We start from the raw sequence: 18,686 nt of genomic DNA, 5'->3' as shown, positions 1-18,686 counted from the left end.
TGCAGCCAAATTTGTTAGATTATTTCATATCAGGATAGTCAAGAAATCCTGTTTCACATAATGAATAAAATCGATTGAATATTTCATGACGATGACCGAATTACCGCCGCTCGACGACCTCGATCGTCGCATCCTGAACATTTTGCAAACTGATGCATCGCATACGAACGCCGAACTCGCGGCCCTTGTGCATGTATCGCCACCGACTTGCCTGCGCCGCATGAAGCAGCTGACGGAAAGCGGCGTCATCGAGCGCCAGGTGGCGATCGTGGCGCCCGACAAGGTCGGCAGCCGCTTGAGCGCCATCGTCGAAATCACGCTCGATGTGCAGGCTGCCGAGCGGATGGAAGAATTCGAGCAGCTGGCCGCCAGGGAAGCGGCCGTGCTGCAGTGCTACCGGGTGTCGCCGGGGCCGGACTTCGTGCTGGTGGTGCAGGTCGCCGACATGCCCGCCTATCACGCGCTGGCGCACCGGCTGTTCACGTCGCACGCCAATGTGCGCAACGTGAAAGCCTATTTTTCGACCCGCCGAAGCAAGTTCGATACCCGGGTCGACGTCTGAAACCCAGGCCGCGGCCTGTGGATAATATTGTGGAAGACCAGGTGGATGAACAGGGGGTAAGCACGGTAAAACCCTGTGTTTATCCTGTTCACTTGCTGTGATTACCCTGTCGATAGCCGGTGGATTACTTCTTCACTTTCACCGGCCGCGTCCATCCTTCGATCGTCATTTGCTTGGGCCGCGAGATGGTCAGCTTGCCGGCCGGGGCATCCTTGGTCAGCGTGGTGCCGGCGCCCAGGGTAGCGCCCTTGCCGATCGTCACCGGCGCCACCAGTTGGCTGTCGCTGCCGACGAAGACCTCGTCTTCGATCACGGTGCGGAATTTATTGGCGCCATCGTAGTTGCAGGTGATGACCCCAGCGCCGATGTTCACGCGCGAACCGATGGTGGCGTCGCCGATATAGGCCAGGTGGTTGGCCTTGCTGTGCGCGGCCACGGTGCTGTTCTTGACCTCGACGAAGTTACCCACATGCACATCCTCGCCCAGCTCGGTGCCGGGACGCAGGCGCGCATACGGCCCGATCTGCGATGCGGCGCCGATCGCGGCGTCTTCGATATGGCAGAACGGCTTGATATTGGCCCCGGCGCCGACCGTGGCGCCGACCAGCACGCAATTGGCGCCGATCTTCACACCGTCGGCCAGTTCCACCCGGCCTTCGAACACGCAACCGACGTCGATCACGACATCGCGGCCGCAGATCAGTTCTCCACGCACGTCGATGCGCGCCGGATCCATCAAGGTCACGCCTTTTTCCAGCAGGGCATGGGCGATGTTCAGCTGATGACGGCGCTCGAGCTCGGCCAACTGCACCTTGCTGTTGACGCCAGCCACTTCCCATTCGCCGGACGGGCTGGCCGAGACGACCGGCACGCCATCCGCCACGGCCTGGGCCACGATATCGGTCAGGTAGTACTCGCCCTGGGCATTGTTGTTGGACAGCGCGGCCAGCCACTTCTTGAGGTGGCGGGTCGGGATCGCCATGATGCCGCTATTGATTTCGCGGATGGCGCGCTCGGCCTCGCTGGCATCCTTTTCTTCGACGATGCGCACGATCTTGCCGTTTTCGCGCACGATACGGCCCAGGCCGAAAGGATTGGCCTGCTCGACGGTAAGAATGCCCAGCTTGTCGCTGCCGGCGGCTTCCACCAGGCTGCGCAGGGTATCGGCCGTGGTCAGCGGCACGTCGCCGTACAGCACCAGGGTGGCGCTGGCATCGTCCAGTTGCGGCACGGCCTGCATCACCGCATGGCCGGTGCCGAGCTGCGGCTGCTGCAGCGCGGTGTCGATCGCGGTGCCGGTCTCTTGCGCCAGGGCGGCGACCATCTCGGGCACCGCTGCGCCTCCGTGGCCGTAAATCACGCATAATTTCTGCGGACTCAAGCCACGGGCCGTATCGATAACGTGGCGCAACAACGGCTTACCAGCCAATGGATGCAGGACTTTCGGCAGGGCGGATTGCATGCGTTTGCCCATGCCGGCGGCGAGGATCACAACGTTCATAAGCCGTTCTCAAAAAAGTTGAAAATATGAAAAATTCTAGCATGCGAGATACCGTGTTCCGGCGCACCCTAGCGCTGCTGGCCATCGCCCTGATGGCGTTGGCGGCGGGTTGCAGCACCATTCGCTTCTCGTACAACCAGGGCGACACCCTACTGTACTGGTGGATCAACTCCTATGTCGACCTGGAAGGACAACAGGCCGACATCGCCAAGCGCGACATCAATGGATTATTCCAGTGGCATCGCCAGACCCAGTTGCGCGATTATGCCGCGCTGCTCGGCACGTTCCAGAAGAAAGTCGCTGGCAATCCGAGCCAGGCCGACCTGGTCCAGGCCTATCGCGAGATCCGCGTGCGCGGCGAACGCCTGGCCCAGCGCGCCGTGCCGGAACTGACGACGCTGGCCATGTCGATCACGCCGGCGCAAATCGCCCATATCGACAAGAAATTCAAGGACAAGAACGACGAATACCGCCGCAAGTTCATGAGCGGCAGCGTCGAGAAGCGCCAGCGCGCGCGTTATAAAAAATCGATGGAACAGATGGAACTGTGGTTCGGCCGCTTCAGCAGCGAGCAGGAAGCCGCCCTGCGGCGGGCGTCCGACCTGCGCCCGCTCGACAACCAGCAGTGGCTCGAAGAACGCCAGTACCGCCAGCGCCGCATTCTGGCGCTGCTGCAAGAAGTGCAGCAGAAAAAGCTCAACCGCGAACAGACCACGGCCCGGGTGCAGGGCTTGATGCGCGAGCTGTTCACGCGCATGGAGTCGCCCGAGCGCAAGGCCTTCTATGACGCCAGCCTCGAGCATACGACCACATACATCCTGACCGCGCTGCGACTGGCGACGCCGCAGCAGAAGGCGCATGCGCAAGAGCGCATGCAGGGCTGGATCAACGATTTCGAAGCGCTGGCGGCCGGTAAATAAGGTGGGAAGGGCGGCCCCGGCAAGCGCGCAAACCTGCATGCTATAGTGCCGCCCATGCAAAGAAAGTCCATCAAATCAAGGCCCCAGGCCGCCGCCAAACCCCATGGCGCGCCGCGCATGGCCCCGCACCAGGTGCGCATCATCGGCGGTACCTGGAAACGTATGCTGCTGCCGGTAGTCGACGCCCTCGGCCTGCGCCCCACGCCGGACCGCGTGCGCGAAACCGTGTTCAACTGGATCAACCACCAGCTTGGCGGCGACTGGGACCAGGCTACCGTGCTCGACCTGTATGCCGGTTCCGGCGCGCTCGGTTTCGAAGCGGCCAGCCGCGGCGCCGCGGCGGTGACCATGGCCGACAACCACGGCCCGGCGGTACGCCAGCTGGAAGCCAACCGCGACAAGCTCAAGGCCGCCAACGTCACCATCCTGCGCGCCGATGCCCTGACCCTGGCGCGCGACCTGGCCACCCGCGGCCAGCGTTTCGACGTGATCTTCCTCGATCCGCCGTATCAGCAGGATTTGCTGGCCAAGACCCTGCCGCTGTGCGCGGCATTACTGACCGAAGGCGGCATGGTGTACGCGGAAGCCGAGGCGCCGCTGCCGGCCGGGGGCGACGACGCTCCCGAATGGCTGCGTGGCTGGGAAGCGGTGCGCGCCGACAAGGCGGGCATGGTCTACTACCATTTGCTGAAGCTGCAGGAAACAGGCGCCTGACTCTTGCCAGGGCGGTAAGAACCGCACAGCCATTGGGCAAACCATGCCCCGCTCTGGGGCGAATGCCATGTTTTCAGGCATAATGCGCGTTCCAACAGGGTGATATTTGAGGGGAGCCGCAATGGTTGTAGCCGTTTATCCAGGTACGTTCGATCCGCTGACCCGCGGTCACGAGGATTTGGTACGTCGCGCATCCGGCCTGTTCGACCGTCTGGTGGTCGGCGTCGCCGATAGCCGCAACAAGCGTCCATTCTTCACGCTCGAAGAACGCCTGGATATCGCCAACGAAGTGCTTGGCCATTACCCCAATGTGCAGGTCGAGAGTTTCTCGGGCCTGCTCAAGGACTTCGTGCGCAAGCACGACGCCCGCGTGATCGTGCGCGGCCTGCGCGCGGTATCCGATTTCGAATACGAGTTCCAGATGGCGGGCATGAACCGCTACCTGTTGCCGGATGTCGAAACCATGTTCCTGACCCCGTCCGACCAGTACCAGTTCATTTCGGGCACCATCGTGCGCGAGATCGCGCTGCTGGGCGGCGACGTGTCCAAATTCGTTTTTCCTTCGGTCGACCGCTGGCTGCAAAAGAAGATCGCCAGCCTGGCGCAAGCGCCGAAGGCCTGATCCACTGGAAGTATCATGGCCCTCCTGATTACCGACGATTGCATCAACTGCGACGTCTGCGAACCCGAATGCCCCAACGATGCCATTTCGATGGGCGAAGAGTATTACCAGATCGACCCGCACAAATGCACCGAATGCGTCGGCCACTTCGATGAGCCGCAGTGCGTGCAGCTATGCCCGGTCGCCTGCATTCCACTCAACCCGGACTGGCGCGAATCGCGCGAAGAACTCCTCATCAAGTACGAACGACTGACGGCAGGCAAGGCCGTCGCCTGATCCACTCAACACCCCTCCCAGCCGGCGCCTCAGCCGGCTTTTTTATTCCCGCTTGAATCTTCCTGACTGCATCCCGGCTAGCCCGGCATGCGGCGTCTCCACACGTCCAGACCTGGTCTGCGCTCCTACATGCTTTTTGGTCTGTCGTTTTGGCTCGGCCGCATTATTACCATAAGTAATATTCATACATAGTAAGAATGTGAACTATGTTGAACCGCATCCATCTACTTACTAATTTGGTTATATTTTTCTCTAATTCGCATCTCTTCAAACATAATAAGTTAAAAATTCATCAGCTTCGCCTCTCATCCATATCCGGTCAAAATACGCCAAAAATCCTCTAATTTCGCTCATCCATACGATAAAATATGATCTAATCCTCATCTCCATGACTCCCATAGTGACTCTTTGTGAATTTTATTAAATTCACGAGGCGAGAAAAGCCCGGTAACGCAAAGTCACCAGGCGTGACGACACTTCCGGATAGTTTTACACCAGGCAGGGACGAAAAAAAACGCGGAGTCCGTTGCCGGAGACCGCGTCAGGGGAGGAGTTCGGGGATAATCAGTGGCGGATGCCCATGGCGCGCACTTCGGCGGCGTCGACCGGGTCCAGGCTGGCCAGCTTGCGTTTGAGCGCCAGCGCTTCATCCAGCGCGCGGCGGGCGGCCATCTCGGCCTTGCTGCGGCGCGGACGCACCGTCAGGTACAGCGCACGGCCGATGCCGACCAGCAATGGGCGGAAGAACAGGAGGAAGCCAGCCAGCAAGGCAAGATAGACGGTGGTGCTGAACACCTGGCCGTAGGACACGGCAGCGGCGGCTTGGACTAGGGTGGCGGAAGACATGATAGGCTCGTTCTGTTATTGTTGAGAACTATAGTGCGTCGCAACATATAAATCTAATTTTGTTCCCTGATGGCCCTTATACTGTTTGTGAATGATTTGCGGTACACTTGTACTCATACATTTGTATTCACAACAGATCTCTCCTGAATCTCATGAGCTTCCTGACGCTTGACTTGAATCTGCTGCGCGTATTCGACGCGGTGATGACCGAGCAAAACCTCACCCGTGCCGCCGGTCACCTGGCCATGACCCAACCCGCGGTGTCGAACGCGATCAAGCGTCTACGGGAAAGCCTGGGCGACGAACTCCTGATCCGCACCGCCTATGGCGTCAAGCCGACCCCGCGCGCCGAAGCCCTGTGGCCGGCCGTGCGCCAGGCGCTGGCGGCGCTGGAAGCGGCGGTAATGCCGGAAACCTTCGACGTCTCCAAGGCGCAGGCCACCTTCCGCATGGCGATGGCCGATGCGACCGCCGCGCTGTGGCTGCCGTCGCTGATGCGCTCGATCGAAAGCGAAGCGCCGGGCGTGAACATTCGCATGGTGCCGCTGACCACGCGCGAACCGCGCCCGATGCTGCTGCGCGGCGACATCGACCTGGCGGTGGGCTTCTTCCCCGGTGTCGCGGCCCAGTTGTCGTACGAAACCGGCTCGCCGATCCGCCACGAGCGCCTGTATTCGGGCGTGTATGTATGCGTGATGCGCAAGGACCACCCGCTGGCCAAGGAAAAGCTCGATCTCGATACCTATTGCAAAGCCAACCACTTGCTGGTGAGCTTCTCGGGCCGCGCCCACGGCCTGGTCGACGAGGCGCTGGCCCAGCTCGGTCGCGAACGCCGCATCCTGTTGACGGTGAACCAGTTCTTCACGGCGGGCAGGGTGGTAGCCAATTCGGACCTCATCACCGTGTTGCCGAAGCACTTGATGGTATCGACCGGCATGACCGATGTGCTGATCTGGAAAGAGCTGCCATTGCAGCTGCCGGCGGTCCACCTGGACATGCTGTGGCACGAGCGCGATGGCCGCAGTCCGGCCCACCGCTGGCTGCGCAAGAACCTTGAAGCGATGGCGGAAAGCGCATCCAAGACCGGCGTGCGCAAGATCGTCTGACAGCGCCAGCCGGCGCAAATTGCTTCACGTGAAACAAAACGGCCAGGCATTGCCTGGCCGTTTTACCTTGTAGACGACGCTGCGCTCAGCGGATCGGCAGCTTCGTCGTATTCTTGACCTCTTCCATCACGGCGTAGGTGTGGGTTTCGCGCACACCTTTCTGCAGCAGCGTCTTGCCCAGGAATTCGCGGTAGGCTGCCATGTCCTTCACGCGCGCCTTGACGAGGTAATCGAAGCCGCCCGCCACCATATGGCATTCCAGCACCTCGGGAATCATCTGCACGCTCTGCTTGAACGCATCGAAGACCTCGGGAGTGGTACGATCGAGCACCACCTCGATGAAGACCAGCAGCGACACGTCGAGCAGCTGCGGATTGAGCTGGGCCGTATAGCCCATGATATAGCCCGATTCATGCAGCTTGCGCACGCGCTCGAGGCAGGCCGCCGGCGACAGGTTGACGCGCGCCGCGAGTTCCACGTTGCTGATGCGGCCGTCATTCTGCAGTTCGGCTAGAATCTTCTTGCTGATCTTGTCCAACATCGGGTGTCTCCCGTAAATATTATTCGGTCAGATTGTCGCATCAAAAACTATCTATTGCTAGTCTGGTTTAAAAACAGAATAAATCCAGAAGAAATCCTTCTACAATCGAATCATTTCCACCGACATAAAAACCGCGCCGACTGCCTTTTGCAGGACGGCGCTTTTGCTGCGCGGTGCCCTTCGATGTGATTTTTCTTTTGACTAGATAGCCATGCAGATCGCTGCTTCCCCGGCCTCCACCTTCGTCCCTTTCGACGCCCTCCACGCTGAAACCAGGCGCGAGCAAACGCCCCTGCGCGCCGCCATCACCGCCGCCTACCGCCGCGACGAGGCGGAAGCGGTCCAGTGGCTGCTGGCGCAAGGCGCCACGCCCGGCGCCGACGCCCAGCCGCTGGCGCATCGCCTGGTCTCCGCGGTGCGCGAAAAGCGTGCCCGCGCCTCGGGCGTGGACGCGCTGATGCACGAATTCTCGCTGTCGTCCGAAGAAGGCGTGGCGCTGATGTGCCTGGCCGAAGCGCTGCTGCGCATCCCGGATAGCGAGACCGCCGATCGCCTGATCGCCGACAAGATCAGCCGCGGCGACTGGCGCAAGCACCTGGGCGAATCGCCATCGCTGTTCGTCAATGCGGCTACCTGGGGCCTGCTCATCACCGGCAAGCTGGTGGGCACCAATAGCGAGCAGGGACTCGGTTCGGCGCTCACGCGCCTGATCGCGAAGGGCGGCGAGCCGCTGATCCGCAAGGGCGTCGACATGGCGATGCGCATGCTGGGCAACCAGTTCGTCACCGGCCAGACCATCGACGAAGCCCTGAAGAACAGCCGCGACAACGAAACCCGCGGCTACCGCTACTCCTACGACATGCTGGGCGAAGCGGCGCTGACCGAGAGCGATGCGAAGAACTACTACGCCTCGTACGAAACCGCCATCCACGCGATCGGCAAGGCTTCGAACGGCCGCGGCATCAAGGACGGCCCGGGCATTTCGATCAAGCTGTCGGCCCTGCATCCGCGCTACAGCCGCGCGCAATACGCGCGCGTGATGGGCGAGCTGCTGCCGCGCGTGCGCAGCCTGGTCCTGCTGGCCAAGAGCTATAACATCGGCATCAATATCGACGCCGAGGAAGCCGACCGTCTCGAGATCTCGCTCGACATGCTCGAGGCCCTCGCTTTTGACCCCGACCTGGCCGGCTTCGAAGGCATCGGCCTGGTGGTGCAGGCCTACCAGAAACGCTGCCCGTTCGTGATCGACTACCTGGTCGACCTGGCCAAGCGCAGCGGCCGCAAATTCATGGTGCGCCTGGTGAAGGGCGCCTATTGGGACGCCGAGATCAAGCGCGCCCAGGTCGATGGCATGCCCGGCTATCCGGTCTACACGCGCAAGGTGCATACCGACGTCTCTTACCTGACTTGCGCGCGCAAGCTGCTGGCGGCCGCCGACGTGCTGTATCCGCAGTTCGCCACCCACAACGCGCACACACTGTCGGTGATTTATACCTGGGCCAGGCAGGACAACGTCAGCAACTACGAATTCCAGTGCCTGCACGGCATGGGCGAGACCCTGTACGACCAGGTCGTGGGCAGCAAGAACCTCGATAAGGCCTGCCGCATCTATGCGCCGGTCGGTTCGCACGAAACCCTGCTGGCCTACCTGGTGCGGCGCCTGCTGGAAAACGGCGCCAACTCCTCGTTCGTGAACCAGATCGTCGACGAGAACGTGGCCATCGACACCCTGCTCACCGATCCGTTCGAGGTCGCGCGCGCCAGCGGCGGCCAGCCGCATCCGGCGATCGCGCTGCCGCTCGACATGTTCGGCGCCGAGCGCAAGAATTCGGCCGGCATGGACCTGGTGAACGAAGACGTGCTGGCCCGGCTGGCGGACGGCCTGGCGCAGCAGCGCGCGCACGTGGCCGGCCCGCTGGTCGCAGGTACTGTCGATGCCGGCGCGCCGGCCAATGTGATCAACCCGGCGGCGTCGAGCGACGTCGTCGGCCAGGTGAGCGAAGCGTCGCGCGGCGACGTCGACACCGCGCTGGCCGCGGCCAATGCCTTCGCCGGCGAGTGGGCCGGCACCGCCCCCGGCGAACGCGCCGCGATCCTGGAGCGCACCGCCGACCTGTTCGAACAACACGGCGTGGAATTGATGGCCCTGGCCGTGCGCGAAGCGGGCAAATCGCTGCCGAACGCGATCGCCGAACTGCGCGAAGCGGTCGACTTCCTGCGCTACTACGCGGTGCAGATCCGCGGTTCGGGCAAGGCCGAGGCCCTCGGTCCGGTCAGCTGCATCAGCCCCTGGAACTTCCCGCTGGCGATCTTCACCGGCCAGGTGGCGGCCGCCCTCGCCGCCGGCAACGTGGTGCTGGCCAAGCCGGCCGAGCAGACGCCATTGATCGCCTACCGCGCGGTGCAGCTGTTCCTCGAGGCGGGCACGCCGCGCGCCGCGCTGCAGCTGCTGCCGGGCCGCGGCGAAGTGGTCGGCGCAGCGCTGACGGCGGACAGCCGCATCAAGGGCGTGATCTTCACCGGCTCGACCGAGGTCGCCCAGCTGATCAACCGCACCCTGGCCAAGCGCGCCGAACAAGAAGGCATCGACATCCCGCTGGTGGCCGAAACCGGTGGCCAGAACGCGCTGATCGTCGACTCCTCGGCGCTGCCGGAGCAGGTGGTGCAGGACGTCCTGAGCTCGGCCTTCGACTCGGCCGGCCAGCGCTGCTCGGCGCTGCGCGTGCTGTTCCTGCAGGACGATATCGCCGACAAGACCGTCAGGATGCTCAAGGGGGCGATGCAGGAACTGCGCGTGGGCAGCCCCGATCGCCTGGCGACCGACATCGGCCCGGTGATCGATGCCGAAGCCCAGCGCAACCTGATGGCGCACATCGAGCGTACCCGGGCCACCGCGCGCAGCCACTTCGCACTCGAGTTGCCTGCCAGCGTGACCGACGTCGGCACCTTCGTGCCGCCAACAGTCCTCGAAATCGCTTCGCTGGCCGAACTCAAACAAGAGGTCTTCGGCCCGGTGCTGCACATCGTGCGCTACCGCCGCGCCGAGCTGCCTTCGGTGATCGATGCGATCAACGCCACCGGCTATGGCCTGACCCTGGGCGTGCATTCGCGCATCGATGAAACCATCGACTACATCGTCACCCGCGCGCACGTCGGCAATATCTACGTCAACCGCAATATCGTCGGCGCGGTGGTCGGCGTGCAGCCGTTCGGCGGCGAAGGCAAGTCGGGCACCGGTCCCAAGGCAGGCGGTCCGCTCTACCTCAAGCGCCTGCAGCGCGGCGCGGCGCCGTTGACGGAGCACGCACGCCAGCCGCAAGCGGCACTGGAAGCCCTGACCGGCTGGCTGCGCGCCAAGGACCAGCAGCCGGTGGCCGCGCTGGCCGACGGCTACGCGCGCACCTCGCTCAACGGCGTATCGATGGACCTGCCTGGCCCGACCGGCGAAAGCAACCGCCTGTCGTTCACGCCGCGCGGCGCCGTGCTGTGCGCACCGGCTACCTCCGCCGGCCTGCTGAATCAACTGGCAGCGACGCTGGCCACCGGCAACCGCGCGCTGGTGCTGGCGCCAACACCGGAATCGATCCCGACCGACCTGCCGCCGGCGGTGAAGGAACGCGTGTCCTTCATCGGCAAGGAACAGATCGACGCGGCCGACATCGCGATCGCGCTGGTCGAAACCGGCCTGGCCGGCACGCTGCGCACGCAACTGGCGGCGCGTCCGGGCGCGATCGTCGGTATCGTGGACACCGACGCCCTGGTCCCGGTGGACCTGTGGCGCCTGGTCGCCGAGCGCGCCGTCTGCGTCAACACGACCGCCGCTGGCGGCAACGCAAGCCTGATGACGCTGGGCCTGTAAGAATCGTCATAATATCGACGTAGGGTGGGCGGCTATGCCGCCCACGCGTTCAACAAACAGAGAACCGCAGGAGAAGCAGCAAGAACAACCCACAACAGGAGACCACCATGCTTGTAGGCGTTCCAAAAGAAATCAAGAACCACGAATACCGGGTCGGCCTCACGCCGCCTTCGGTACATGAACTGGTGTCACGCGGCCACCAGGTCATCGTCCAGCAAGGCGCAGGCCACGACATCGGCCTGGATGACGCCGAATACACCGCCGCCGGCGCCACCATCGTCACCAGCGCCCAGGAAGTGTTCGCACGCGCCGAGATGATCGTCAAGGTCAAGGAGCCGCAAGCGCAAGAATGCGCCATGCTGCGCGAAGATCAGATCCTCTACACCTACCTCCACCTCGCCCCCGATCCCGAGCAAACCGCGGCCCTGGTCAAGTCAGGCGCTGTCTGCATCGCCTATGAGACCATCACCGGCCCCGGCGGCGGCTTGCCGCTGCTGGCCCCGATGAGCGAAGTCGCCGGTCGCATGTCGATCCAGGCCGGCGCCGCCCACCTCGAGAAATCCCGCGGCGGCATGGGCCTGCTGCTGGGCGGCGTGCCCGGCGTGGCGGCCGGCCACATCGTCATCATCGGCGCCGGCGTGGTCGGCACCAATGCGCTGCAGATGGCGGTCGGCACCGGCGCCCGGGTTACGGTGCTCGACAAGAACGTGGACCGGCTACGCCAGCTGGACCTGGTGTTCGGCAACCGCATCTCGACCCTGTATTCCAACGCCCATGCGCTCGAGGAGGCGGTGCTCTCCGCCGACCTGGTGATCGGCGGCGTGCTGGTGCCGGGCGCCGCGGCGCCCAAGCTGGTCACGCGCGACATGGTGTCGCGCATGAAGAAAGGGGCGGTGGTGGTCGACGTGGCGATCGACCAGGGCGGCTGCTTCGAGACCTCGCATCCGACAACCCACGCCGATCCGACCTTCCTGGTCGATGGCGTGGTCCACTACTGCGTAGCGAATATGCCGGGCGCCGTGGCCCGCACCTCGACCTTCGCCCTGAACAACGCCACCATCGGCCACGCCCTGGCGTTGGCCAATAAAGGCTGGAGGCGCGCGCTGGCGGACGATGCCCACCTGCGCCATGGCCTCAATGTCTGCCAGGGCAAGGTCACCTTCGACGCCGTGGCCCAGGCCCTGGGCTACGACTACACCCCGGCCGACTCGCTCCTCGGCTGAAACGGCGTTTCCGCAAGCGCCTGGCACAGGCGCCGGGTGATGTGGAAAGCGTATTGCGCGGCCACCGACTTCACGAAGCGCATGAAGTCGTGGGCCGCGTTTTCATTGGCATTGTCCGAAATCGCGCGGATCACGGCGAACGGCACGTCCAGCTCGTGACAGACCTGCGCCACCGCGGCGCCTTCCATCTCCACCGCCACCAGCCCGGGCAGGGCGCCATTGAGCGCCTCGATACGCTCGCGGTCATTGACGAACTGGTCGCCGCTGGCGATCAGGCCGCGATGCATGCGCGGTCGATCCAGCCCGAAAGCCTGGCGTTCGGATGGCGCGATCGTGTCACGGAAGTCGCATTCGAGAAAAGCGTGGGCGGCGCTGGACAGCAGCGACGACAGCTTCTGGTCGGGGTGGAAGCGCGTCTGGCCGGTGAGCGGCACCTCGAAACGCGGAAACAGGGGGCTGGCGTCCATATCGTGCTGGACCAGCGATTCGGCCACCACGATGTCGCCCACACGGATCGTTTTATCCCCTACGCCGGCAACGCCGGTGAATAGGATGTGCGTAACTCCGAACTTTTCCACAAGCGTTGTGGCGGTCATGGCGGCAGCAACCTTGCCAATACGCGATAAAACGCACACAGCGTCGATTTCCCACAGTCGTCCGACCCAGAACTCGCGTTTGCCGTGAATGAGCTTGGCGGGGCCTTCCATGGCTTCCACGAGCCCTGCCTGTTCTTCGTGCAAGGCGCTGATGATTCCTAGGCGCATTTTTTCCTGATGAGTAGGTGCTGGAACAGGTTTGACGTCGTTCAGGACGGCAACTGTGCATAAGGCACGGATTGTACACAGCTTCGCCTGGGTACTGTCCTTGCATTGCAGCGATCGACGTTCCTGCTGGAAGGGGTGAATGGTTTTTTCCTGGAAGACGCTTTTTTTGCTTGCGATGTGTTTGCTTATTTAATTAAGAGATATGTATACAAGGTTGATAGTAGTAGGTAAACGCGACATTCTCTGTGGATAAAGCTTGTTTACTCCACAGTATCAATGGTTTACGACGCCGCTTACGTGCTGGACAAGGCTTGCGTTCGGTTTGAACGGTTCTTGGATAAAAAATTCGCTGGCAGAGAAAGGGCTTGTTCTGCACAACTGCTCCTGTGGATATGCAGCGGCTTTTCCACATGCGCTTCCGGTTTTCATTGCCTGGTCACCAGTGTTGGCGAGGTTGCCTGCATGTTGGTGCCTGCTTGAAAAGCGCTTGCAGGGTGTCGGTCAGGCTTGGAGAGTGCGCATTCCTCATATTGTTGTATCTAAAAGCTTGTATACAAAATGATAGTAATAGTAAACGCGTGCCACTTTGTGGATAAGCCGGGTTTTGTCCACAACATCAGTGGTTTACGGTCGCGTTAACCCGCTGGAAAAAGCGTGTGCCGGCGTTGTAGGAAAGTTGGATAGAAATAGCAGAGGTGTGAAAGCAGGGCGCTTTTGCACATTCGATCCTGTGGATATTCATCGGGTTCTCCACAGACGCATGTCGATTACTCAGGTGGCTGGCGCTGACGAGCATGTTCGGCATGGCCGAGGCGGTTACGCCGAATTGCCACATTCGACGAAATTTTTTTTTTCGCGGGCTCGTCAGGTTTACAACCAAGATCTGTATACAACATTGATAGTAGTGGTTAACGGTAGTCAATCTCTGTGGACAACTTGGTTTACAGAAGAGAAATCAACTATTTACCTTGCGAACAAGTCCGTGCAGTTCTTGGCAAACTTCTTGGTGGCAAATCTGAACAACATTTTTGCCAGTGCAAAAAGCCGCAGTTCTGCACAAACGATACCTGTGAATATCAAATAGCTTATCCACAGATGGGGTCTGGACAGGCGTTTACGTTCTGGTAAGCTGTGTTTCCGTCGATCTGCGTTGCAGGGGAAACGAATGAACGTCGTGTCGCAGTACGCCAGGGTGAATGGCCTGAACATGCATTACGTGACTGCCGGTGAGGGCCCGGCTGTCGTACTCCTGCATGGTTTTCCGGACACCCATGCGATCTGGCGGCGCCAGATTCCGGCCCTGGCCGCGGCCGGTTTTCGCGTCATCGCTCCCGACCTGCGCGGCTACGGCAAGACCGATATGCCGGATGACGTCGGCGCCTACAAGATCGAGTTCCTGGCTGACGACGTCGTGCAGCTGATGGATGCGCTTGGCATCGACGAGGCGACCGTGGTCGGTCACGATTGGGGCGCGCTAATCGGCTGGCACCTGGCGATGCATGCGCCGCAGCGGGTCAGTCGTTATGCCGCGTTATCGGTCGGCCATCCGAAAGCCATCGCGCAGGCAGGGTTTGGACAGAAATTGCGCTTCTGGTATATGGGCGTGTTCGTGACGCCGGTCCTGGCCGAGGGACTCCTGAAGGCGGGCAACTGGGCGGCGCTGCGCAGGATGAACCGCAGCCGCGAACAACAGCAACTGTGGATCGACGCCCTGTCGCCACCGGGCCGGCTCACTGCGGCCTTGAATTACTACCGCGCCAATCTGAAGGTCTCGGGTGCGCGACGTTGGAAACCGGTCGACGTGCCGGTGCTGGGTGTCTGGAGCGAACACGATCCCGCACTTGGCGAACGGCAGATGCGCGAGACCCGCGACCAATGCCGCGCCGGTTTCGAATTCGCCCGCATCGATGGCGTGGGCCATTGGCTGCAATTGTCCGGGGCCGAGCGGCTCAACAGCCTGCTCATCGATTTTGCCAGGATGTCCGACGCTGCGGTCCAGGCCTGAGCCTGCTGTAGGGAAGGGCGGCGCCATGTCAGTACGGCATGCTTGCCGTAAAATATCGGCTCTGCACCTCCCCTGAAAGTTCCCCCATGATCGATGTAGTTTGGCTCGGCGGCGCCGCCTTCGCCGCTGGCCTGGTCGACGCCGTTGTCGGCGGCGGCGGCCTGATCCAGCTTCCTGCCATGTTTTCCTTGTTGCCGAAGGAAGCGCCGGCAACCATCCTCGGTACCAATAAACTCGCAGCCATCTTCGGCACCGGTTCGGCCGCTGTCAGTTATGCGCGTCGCGTCCGAGTCGCGTGGAGCACCGCGGCGCCGGCGGCGATTGCGGCGTTTGCTCTGTCCTTCGTCGGCGCCTGGACCGTCACGCAGGTGCCGGCCGATTTCGTGCGTGCACTGCTGCCCTTCGTCCTGGTGGCGGTGGCGGTCTATACCTTCATGAAGAAGGATCTCGGCGCCGTGCATGCGCCGCTGCACAGCGGGATGGCCGAGCGTTATTGGGCGATCGGGATCGGCGCTGCCATCGGCTTTTACGATGGCTTCTTCGGACCTGGCACCGGCAGCTTCCTGCTGTTCCTGTTCGTGCGCTTCTTTGGCTTCGATTTCCTCAGCGCGTCGGCGGCAGCCAAGGTGGTCAATGTTGCGTGCAATTTGTCGGCACTGATGTGGTTCGGCGTCAGCGGCCATTTGCTGTGGCAGCTCGGTTTGCTGATGGCGGGGTGCCAGATCGTTGGTTCGGTTATTGGCACCAGGCTCGCGTTGAAGCATGGCAGCGGCTTTGTCCGCAAACTTTTCCTGTTTGTCGTCACAGCACTGATTGTAAAGACAGCCTATGATTCGTTCACAAAATTGGGCTGGTAAGCCTGACTGTTCCACGTGAAACAACCAAGCCGGGTGTCTACCCGGCTTTTTGTTTTGTACTTGTTCCACGTGAAACACCGGCGTAAGAACTGAAGAGTAAGGTTTCACGTGAAACAAAATCTGTCGTTTTCGGAGCGACTGAGAGTCCTGCAGGAAAAAAGAATCTATAATCGCGCATTAAGTCTCCTCGCCTCACATCCCCATCATGCTATTTCCTACTGAATTCGACGTCATCGTCGTCGGCGGCGGCCATGCCGGAACCGAGGCCGCACTCGCATCTGCACGTACCGGTCAAAAGACCTTGCTGCTGACCCACAATATCGAAACCCTTGGCGCCATGTCCTGCAATCCGTCGATCGGCGGCATCGGCAAGGGCCACCTGGTCAAGGAAGTCGATGCCCTCGGCGGCGCGATGGCCATCGCTACCGACGAAGCAGGCATCCAGTTCAGGATACTGAACTCGTCCAAGGGTCCGGCGGTGCGCGCCACCCGCGCCCAGGCCGACCGGGTTTTGTACAAGGCCGCGATCCGCTCGCGCCTGGAAAACCAGCCGAACCTGTGGCTGTTCCAGCAGGCCGTGGATGACCTGATGGTGGAGGGCGACCGCGTCGTCGGCGCCGTCACCCAGGTGGGGCTGAAGTTCCGCGCACGCGCAGTAGTCCTCACCGCCGGTACCTTCCTGGACGGGAAGATCCACGTCGGCCTGCAGAACTATTCGGGTGGCCGCGCCGGCGATCCACCGGCGACCTCGCTGTCGTCGCGCCTGAAGGAACTCAAATTGCCGCAGGGCCGCCTCAAGACCGGCACGCCGCCGCGCATCCACGGCCGCAGCATCGACTTCTCGGTGCTCGCCGAACAGCCGGGCGACCTCGATCCGGTGCCGGTGTTTTCGTACATGGGCAATGTGGCGATGCATCCGCGCCAGGTGCCGTGCTGGGTGACGCACACCAATGAGCGTACCCACGACATCATCCGCGCCGGCCTGGATCGCAGCCCGATGTACACCGGCGTCATCGAAGGCGTCGGCCCGCGCTACTGCCCGTCGATCGAAGACAAGATCCACCGCTTCGCTTCGAAGGAATCGCACCAGATCTTCCTCGAACCCGAAGGCCTGACCACCAACGAGTTCTACCCGAACGGGATCTCGACCAGTCTGCCGTTCGACGTCCAGCTGGAACTGGTGCGTTCGATGCGCGGCATGGAGAACGCCTTCATCCTGCGCCCCGGCTATGCAATCGAATACGACTACTTCGACCCGCGCGGCCTGAAGGCCTCGCTGGAAACCAAGGCCATCAAGGGCCTGTTTTTCGCGGGCCAGATCAACGGCACTACCGGCTATGAAGAAGCAGCGGCCCAGGGCTTGCTGGCGGGCCTGAACGCCGCGCTGCAAACCCAGGGCAAGGATGCCTGGACGCCGGGCCGTTCCGAGGCCTACCTCGGCGTGCTGGTCGACGACCTCACCACGCAGGGCGTGGCCGAGCCGTACCGCATGTTCACCAGCCGCGCCGAGTACCGCCTGTCGCTGCGCGAGGATAACGCCGACATGCGCCTGACCGAGATCGGCCGCCAACTGGGTGTGGTCGACGACGCGCGCTGGCAAGCCTTCGAAACCAAGCGCGAATCCGTCGCCCGCGAGCTGGAACGCCTGAAGTCGACCTGGGTCAACCCGCGTATCCTGGCTGCCGCCGAATCCGAGCGCGTGGTGGGGCAGGCGCTCGAGCGCGAGTACAACCTGGCCGACCTGCTCAGAAGACCCGGCGTCGTCTACGACACCCTGATGACGATGCAGGGCGTCGAGGGCCAGCCGCTGGCCGGCCCTGGCGTGGAAGACCCAGCGGTGAAGGAGCAGGTCGAGATCCAGCTGAAGTATTCAGGCTATATCGATCGCCAGGCGCGCGAAGTCGAGCGTCACGATCACTACGAAAACCTGAAGCTGCCCGAGAACCTGAACTACCTGGAGATCGCGGCGCTGTCGTTCGAAGTGCGCCAGAAGCTGGACAAGCAACGACCCGAAACCCTGGGCCAGGCCTCGCGCATCTCGGGCGTCACCCCGGCGGCCATCTCTTTGTTGCTGGTGCACCTGAAAAAACGCGGCGCCAAGGGCTTTACCGCAGCACCGGCGGAGGCAGCCGAATGAAGTATCTGTTCGACCAGGAAGCGCTGGCCAAGGTCCTGCGCGAGGGCGTCGCCGAAATGGGACTGGACGTGACGCCGGAACAGCAGGGCAGGTTGATGGCCTACCTGCAGCTGATGCACAAGTGGAATGCGGTGTACAACCTGACCTCGCTGCGTGACCCGATGCAGATGGTGACCCACCACCTGCTCGATTCGCTGGCCGCGGTACCGGCCTTCAGCGAGGCCCGCAATGTGCTGGACGTGGGCGCGGGCGGCGGATTGCCCGGCATCGTGCTGGCGATCACGCGGCCCGACATGAAAGTAGCGATGATCGACACCGTCCACAAGAAAACCGCCTTTCTCACGCAGGTGAAGGCCGAACTGGGCCTGACAAACGTGACGGTGCACACGATGAAGGTGCAGGACCTGCAGGTGAGCGACAAATTCGACGTGATTACCTCGCGCGCTTTCGCCGACCTGTCCGACTTCGTCGAGTGGTCTGGACACCTGTTGCAAGAGGGCGGCAAGTTCATCGCCTTGAAAGGGGTGGCGCCGAGCGAGGAGCGCGAGCGGCTGCCGCAAGCATGGAAAGTGAGCGGCTTGCAGCCGCTGCAGGTTCCAAGGCTGGGCGCCGAGCGTCACCTGGTGTTCATCGAACAATCCGATAAAACTCCCTAAACAATATTAACTGTATAAACCGTTTATATCGTTTATTCAGTATGAACCATTAAAATGGTTTGTACGGTATGAACGGTATAGCGTCTTGTAGCCGCTT

At 62.1% G+C, this 18,686-nt stretch carries 17 protein-coding genes; 13 read left to right on the top strand and 4 right to left on the bottom strand.

Annotation, left to right across the window (positions count from 1 at the left end):
- Positions 1-91: 91 nt before the first annotated feature.
- Positions 92-562: an Lrp/AsnC family transcriptional regulator gene (locus Q9246_RS19460; protein ID WP_306398230.1), complete on the top strand. Its 471-nt coding sequence runs from the start codon at positions 92-94 to the stop codon at positions 560-562.
- A gap of 124 nt (positions 563-686) precedes the next feature.
- Here the strand turns inward: Q9246_RS19460 and glmU are convergent, their stop codons facing one another.
- On the bottom strand, positions 687-2,063 hold the full coding sequence (glmU, locus tag Q9246_RS19455) for a bifunctional UDP-N-acetylglucosamine diphosphorylase/glucosamine-1-phosphate N-acetyltransferase GlmU (protein ID WP_306392354.1): 1,377 nt from the start codon (positions 2,061-2,063) through the stop codon (positions 687-689).
- A 41-nt stretch (positions 2,064-2,104) separates the two neighbouring features.
- On the opposite strand from glmU, the gene Q9246_RS19450 reads away from it, so the two are divergent.
- The 4 genes from Q9246_RS19450 to Q9246_RS19435 all read left to right on the top strand — a co-directional run bounded on the left by Q9246_RS19450 (position 2,105) and on the right by Q9246_RS19435 (position 4,595).
- The gene (locus Q9246_RS19450) at positions 2,105-2,983 is read left to right on the top strand and encodes a DUF6279 family lipoprotein (RefSeq protein WP_306392353.1); all 879 of its coding nucleotides are present in this window, start codon (positions 2,105-2,107) and stop codon (positions 2,981-2,983) included.
- Between the two features lie 117 nt (positions 2,984-3,100).
- The gene (gene rsmD, locus Q9246_RS19445) at positions 3,101-3,697 is read left to right on the top strand and encodes a 16S rRNA (guanine(966)-N(2))-methyltransferase RsmD (RefSeq protein WP_306392352.1); all 597 of its coding nucleotides are present in this window, start codon (positions 3,101-3,103) and stop codon (positions 3,695-3,697) included.
- A gap of 121 nt (positions 3,698-3,818) precedes the next feature.
- Complete coding sequence (coaD, locus tag Q9246_RS19440; RefSeq protein ID WP_306392351.1) at positions 3,819-4,319, top strand: pantetheine-phosphate adenylyltransferase; 501 nt, start codon at positions 3,819-3,821, stop codon at positions 4,317-4,319.
- A gap of 15 nt (positions 4,320-4,334) precedes the next feature.
- A complete protein-coding gene (locus tag Q9246_RS19435) occupies positions 4,335-4,595 on the top strand; it encodes a YfhL family 4Fe-4S dicluster ferredoxin (RefSeq protein ID WP_306392350.1) in 261 nt (86 codons plus the stop codon).
- A 564-nt stretch (positions 4,596-5,159) separates the two neighbouring features.
- On the opposite strand, the gene Q9246_RS19430 is transcribed toward Q9246_RS19435, so the two are convergent.
- The gene (locus Q9246_RS19430; RefSeq protein WP_306392349.1) at positions 5,160-5,441 is read right to left on the bottom strand and encodes a hypothetical protein; all 282 of its coding nucleotides are present in this window, start codon (positions 5,439-5,441) and stop codon (positions 5,160-5,162) included.
- 152 nt (positions 5,442-5,593) lie between these two features.
- On the opposite strand from Q9246_RS19430, the gene Q9246_RS19425 reads away from it, so the two are divergent.
- A complete protein-coding gene (locus Q9246_RS19425; protein ID WP_306392348.1) occupies positions 5,594-6,547 on the top strand; it encodes a LysR family transcriptional regulator in 954 nt (317 codons plus the stop codon).
- Positions 6,548-6,632: 85 nt separating this feature from the next.
- On the opposite strand, the gene Q9246_RS19420 is transcribed toward Q9246_RS19425, so the two are convergent.
- On the bottom strand, positions 6,633-7,088 hold the full coding sequence (locus Q9246_RS19420; RefSeq protein ID WP_005664065.1) for an Lrp/AsnC ligand binding domain-containing protein: 456 nt from the start codon (positions 7,086-7,088) through the stop codon (positions 6,633-6,635).
- A gap of 211 nt (positions 7,089-7,299) precedes the next feature.
- Between Q9246_RS19420 and putA the strand changes: the two genes are divergently transcribed.
- Positions 7,300-10,947 (top strand): trifunctional transcriptional regulator/proline dehydrogenase/L-glutamate gamma-semialdehyde dehydrogenase, encoded by a 3,648-nt coding sequence (putA, locus tag Q9246_RS19415; protein ID WP_306392347.1) that lies wholly within the window; start codon positions 7,300-7,302, stop codon positions 10,945-10,947.
- A 107-nt stretch (positions 10,948-11,054) separates the two neighbouring features.
- Entirely contained in the window at positions 11,055-12,170 is a 1,116-nt protein-coding gene (gene ald, locus Q9246_RS19410) for an alanine dehydrogenase (protein ID WP_306392346.1), read from the top strand.
- On the opposite strand, the gene Q9246_RS19405 is transcribed toward ald, so the two are convergent.
- Positions 12,140-12,934: a 5'-methylthioadenosine/adenosylhomocysteine nucleosidase gene (locus Q9246_RS19405; RefSeq protein ID WP_306392345.1), complete on the bottom strand. Its 795-nt coding sequence runs from the start codon at positions 12,932-12,934 to the stop codon at positions 12,140-12,142. The genes ald and Q9246_RS19405 overlap by 31 nt on opposite strands.
- Positions 12,935-13,538: 604 nt before the next feature.
- Between Q9246_RS19405 and Q9246_RS19400 the strand changes: the two genes are divergently transcribed.
- The 5 genes from Q9246_RS19400 (at position 13,539) to rsmG (ending at position 18,589) form a co-directional block, all read left to right on the top strand.
- A complete protein-coding gene (locus tag Q9246_RS19400) occupies positions 13,539-14,018 on the top strand; it encodes a hypothetical protein (protein WP_306392344.1) in 480 nt (159 codons plus the stop codon).
- Between the two features lie 81 nt (positions 14,019-14,099).
- Complete coding sequence (locus Q9246_RS19395; protein WP_306392343.1) at positions 14,100-14,939, top strand: alpha/beta fold hydrolase; 840 nt, start codon at positions 14,100-14,102, stop codon at positions 14,937-14,939.
- A gap of 86 nt (positions 14,940-15,025) precedes the next feature.
- Complete coding sequence (locus tag Q9246_RS19390) at positions 15,026-15,796, top strand: sulfite exporter TauE/SafE family protein (RefSeq protein ID WP_306392342.1); 771 nt, start codon at positions 15,026-15,028, stop codon at positions 15,794-15,796.
- Positions 15,797-16,001: 205 nt separating this feature from the next.
- Entirely contained in the window at positions 16,002-17,933 is a 1,932-nt protein-coding gene (mnmG, locus tag Q9246_RS19385; RefSeq protein WP_306392341.1) for a tRNA uridine-5-carboxymethylaminomethyl(34) synthesis enzyme MnmG, read from the top strand.
- Positions 17,930-18,589 (top strand): 16S rRNA (guanine(527)-N(7))-methyltransferase RsmG, encoded by a 660-nt coding sequence (rsmG, locus tag Q9246_RS19380; protein WP_306392340.1) that lies wholly within the window; start codon positions 17,930-17,932, stop codon positions 18,587-18,589. The genes mnmG and rsmG overlap by 4 nt, the downstream gene beginning before the upstream one ends.
- Positions 18,590-18,686 lie beyond the last annotated feature (97 nt).

It is taken from the genome of Telluria beijingensis (assembly GCF_030770395.1).
Taxonomy (GTDB): Bacteria; Pseudomonadota; Gammaproteobacteria; order Burkholderiales; family Burkholderiaceae_D; genus Telluria; species Telluria beijingensis.
This window is presented reverse-complemented; position numbering and strand designations above follow the sequence as displayed.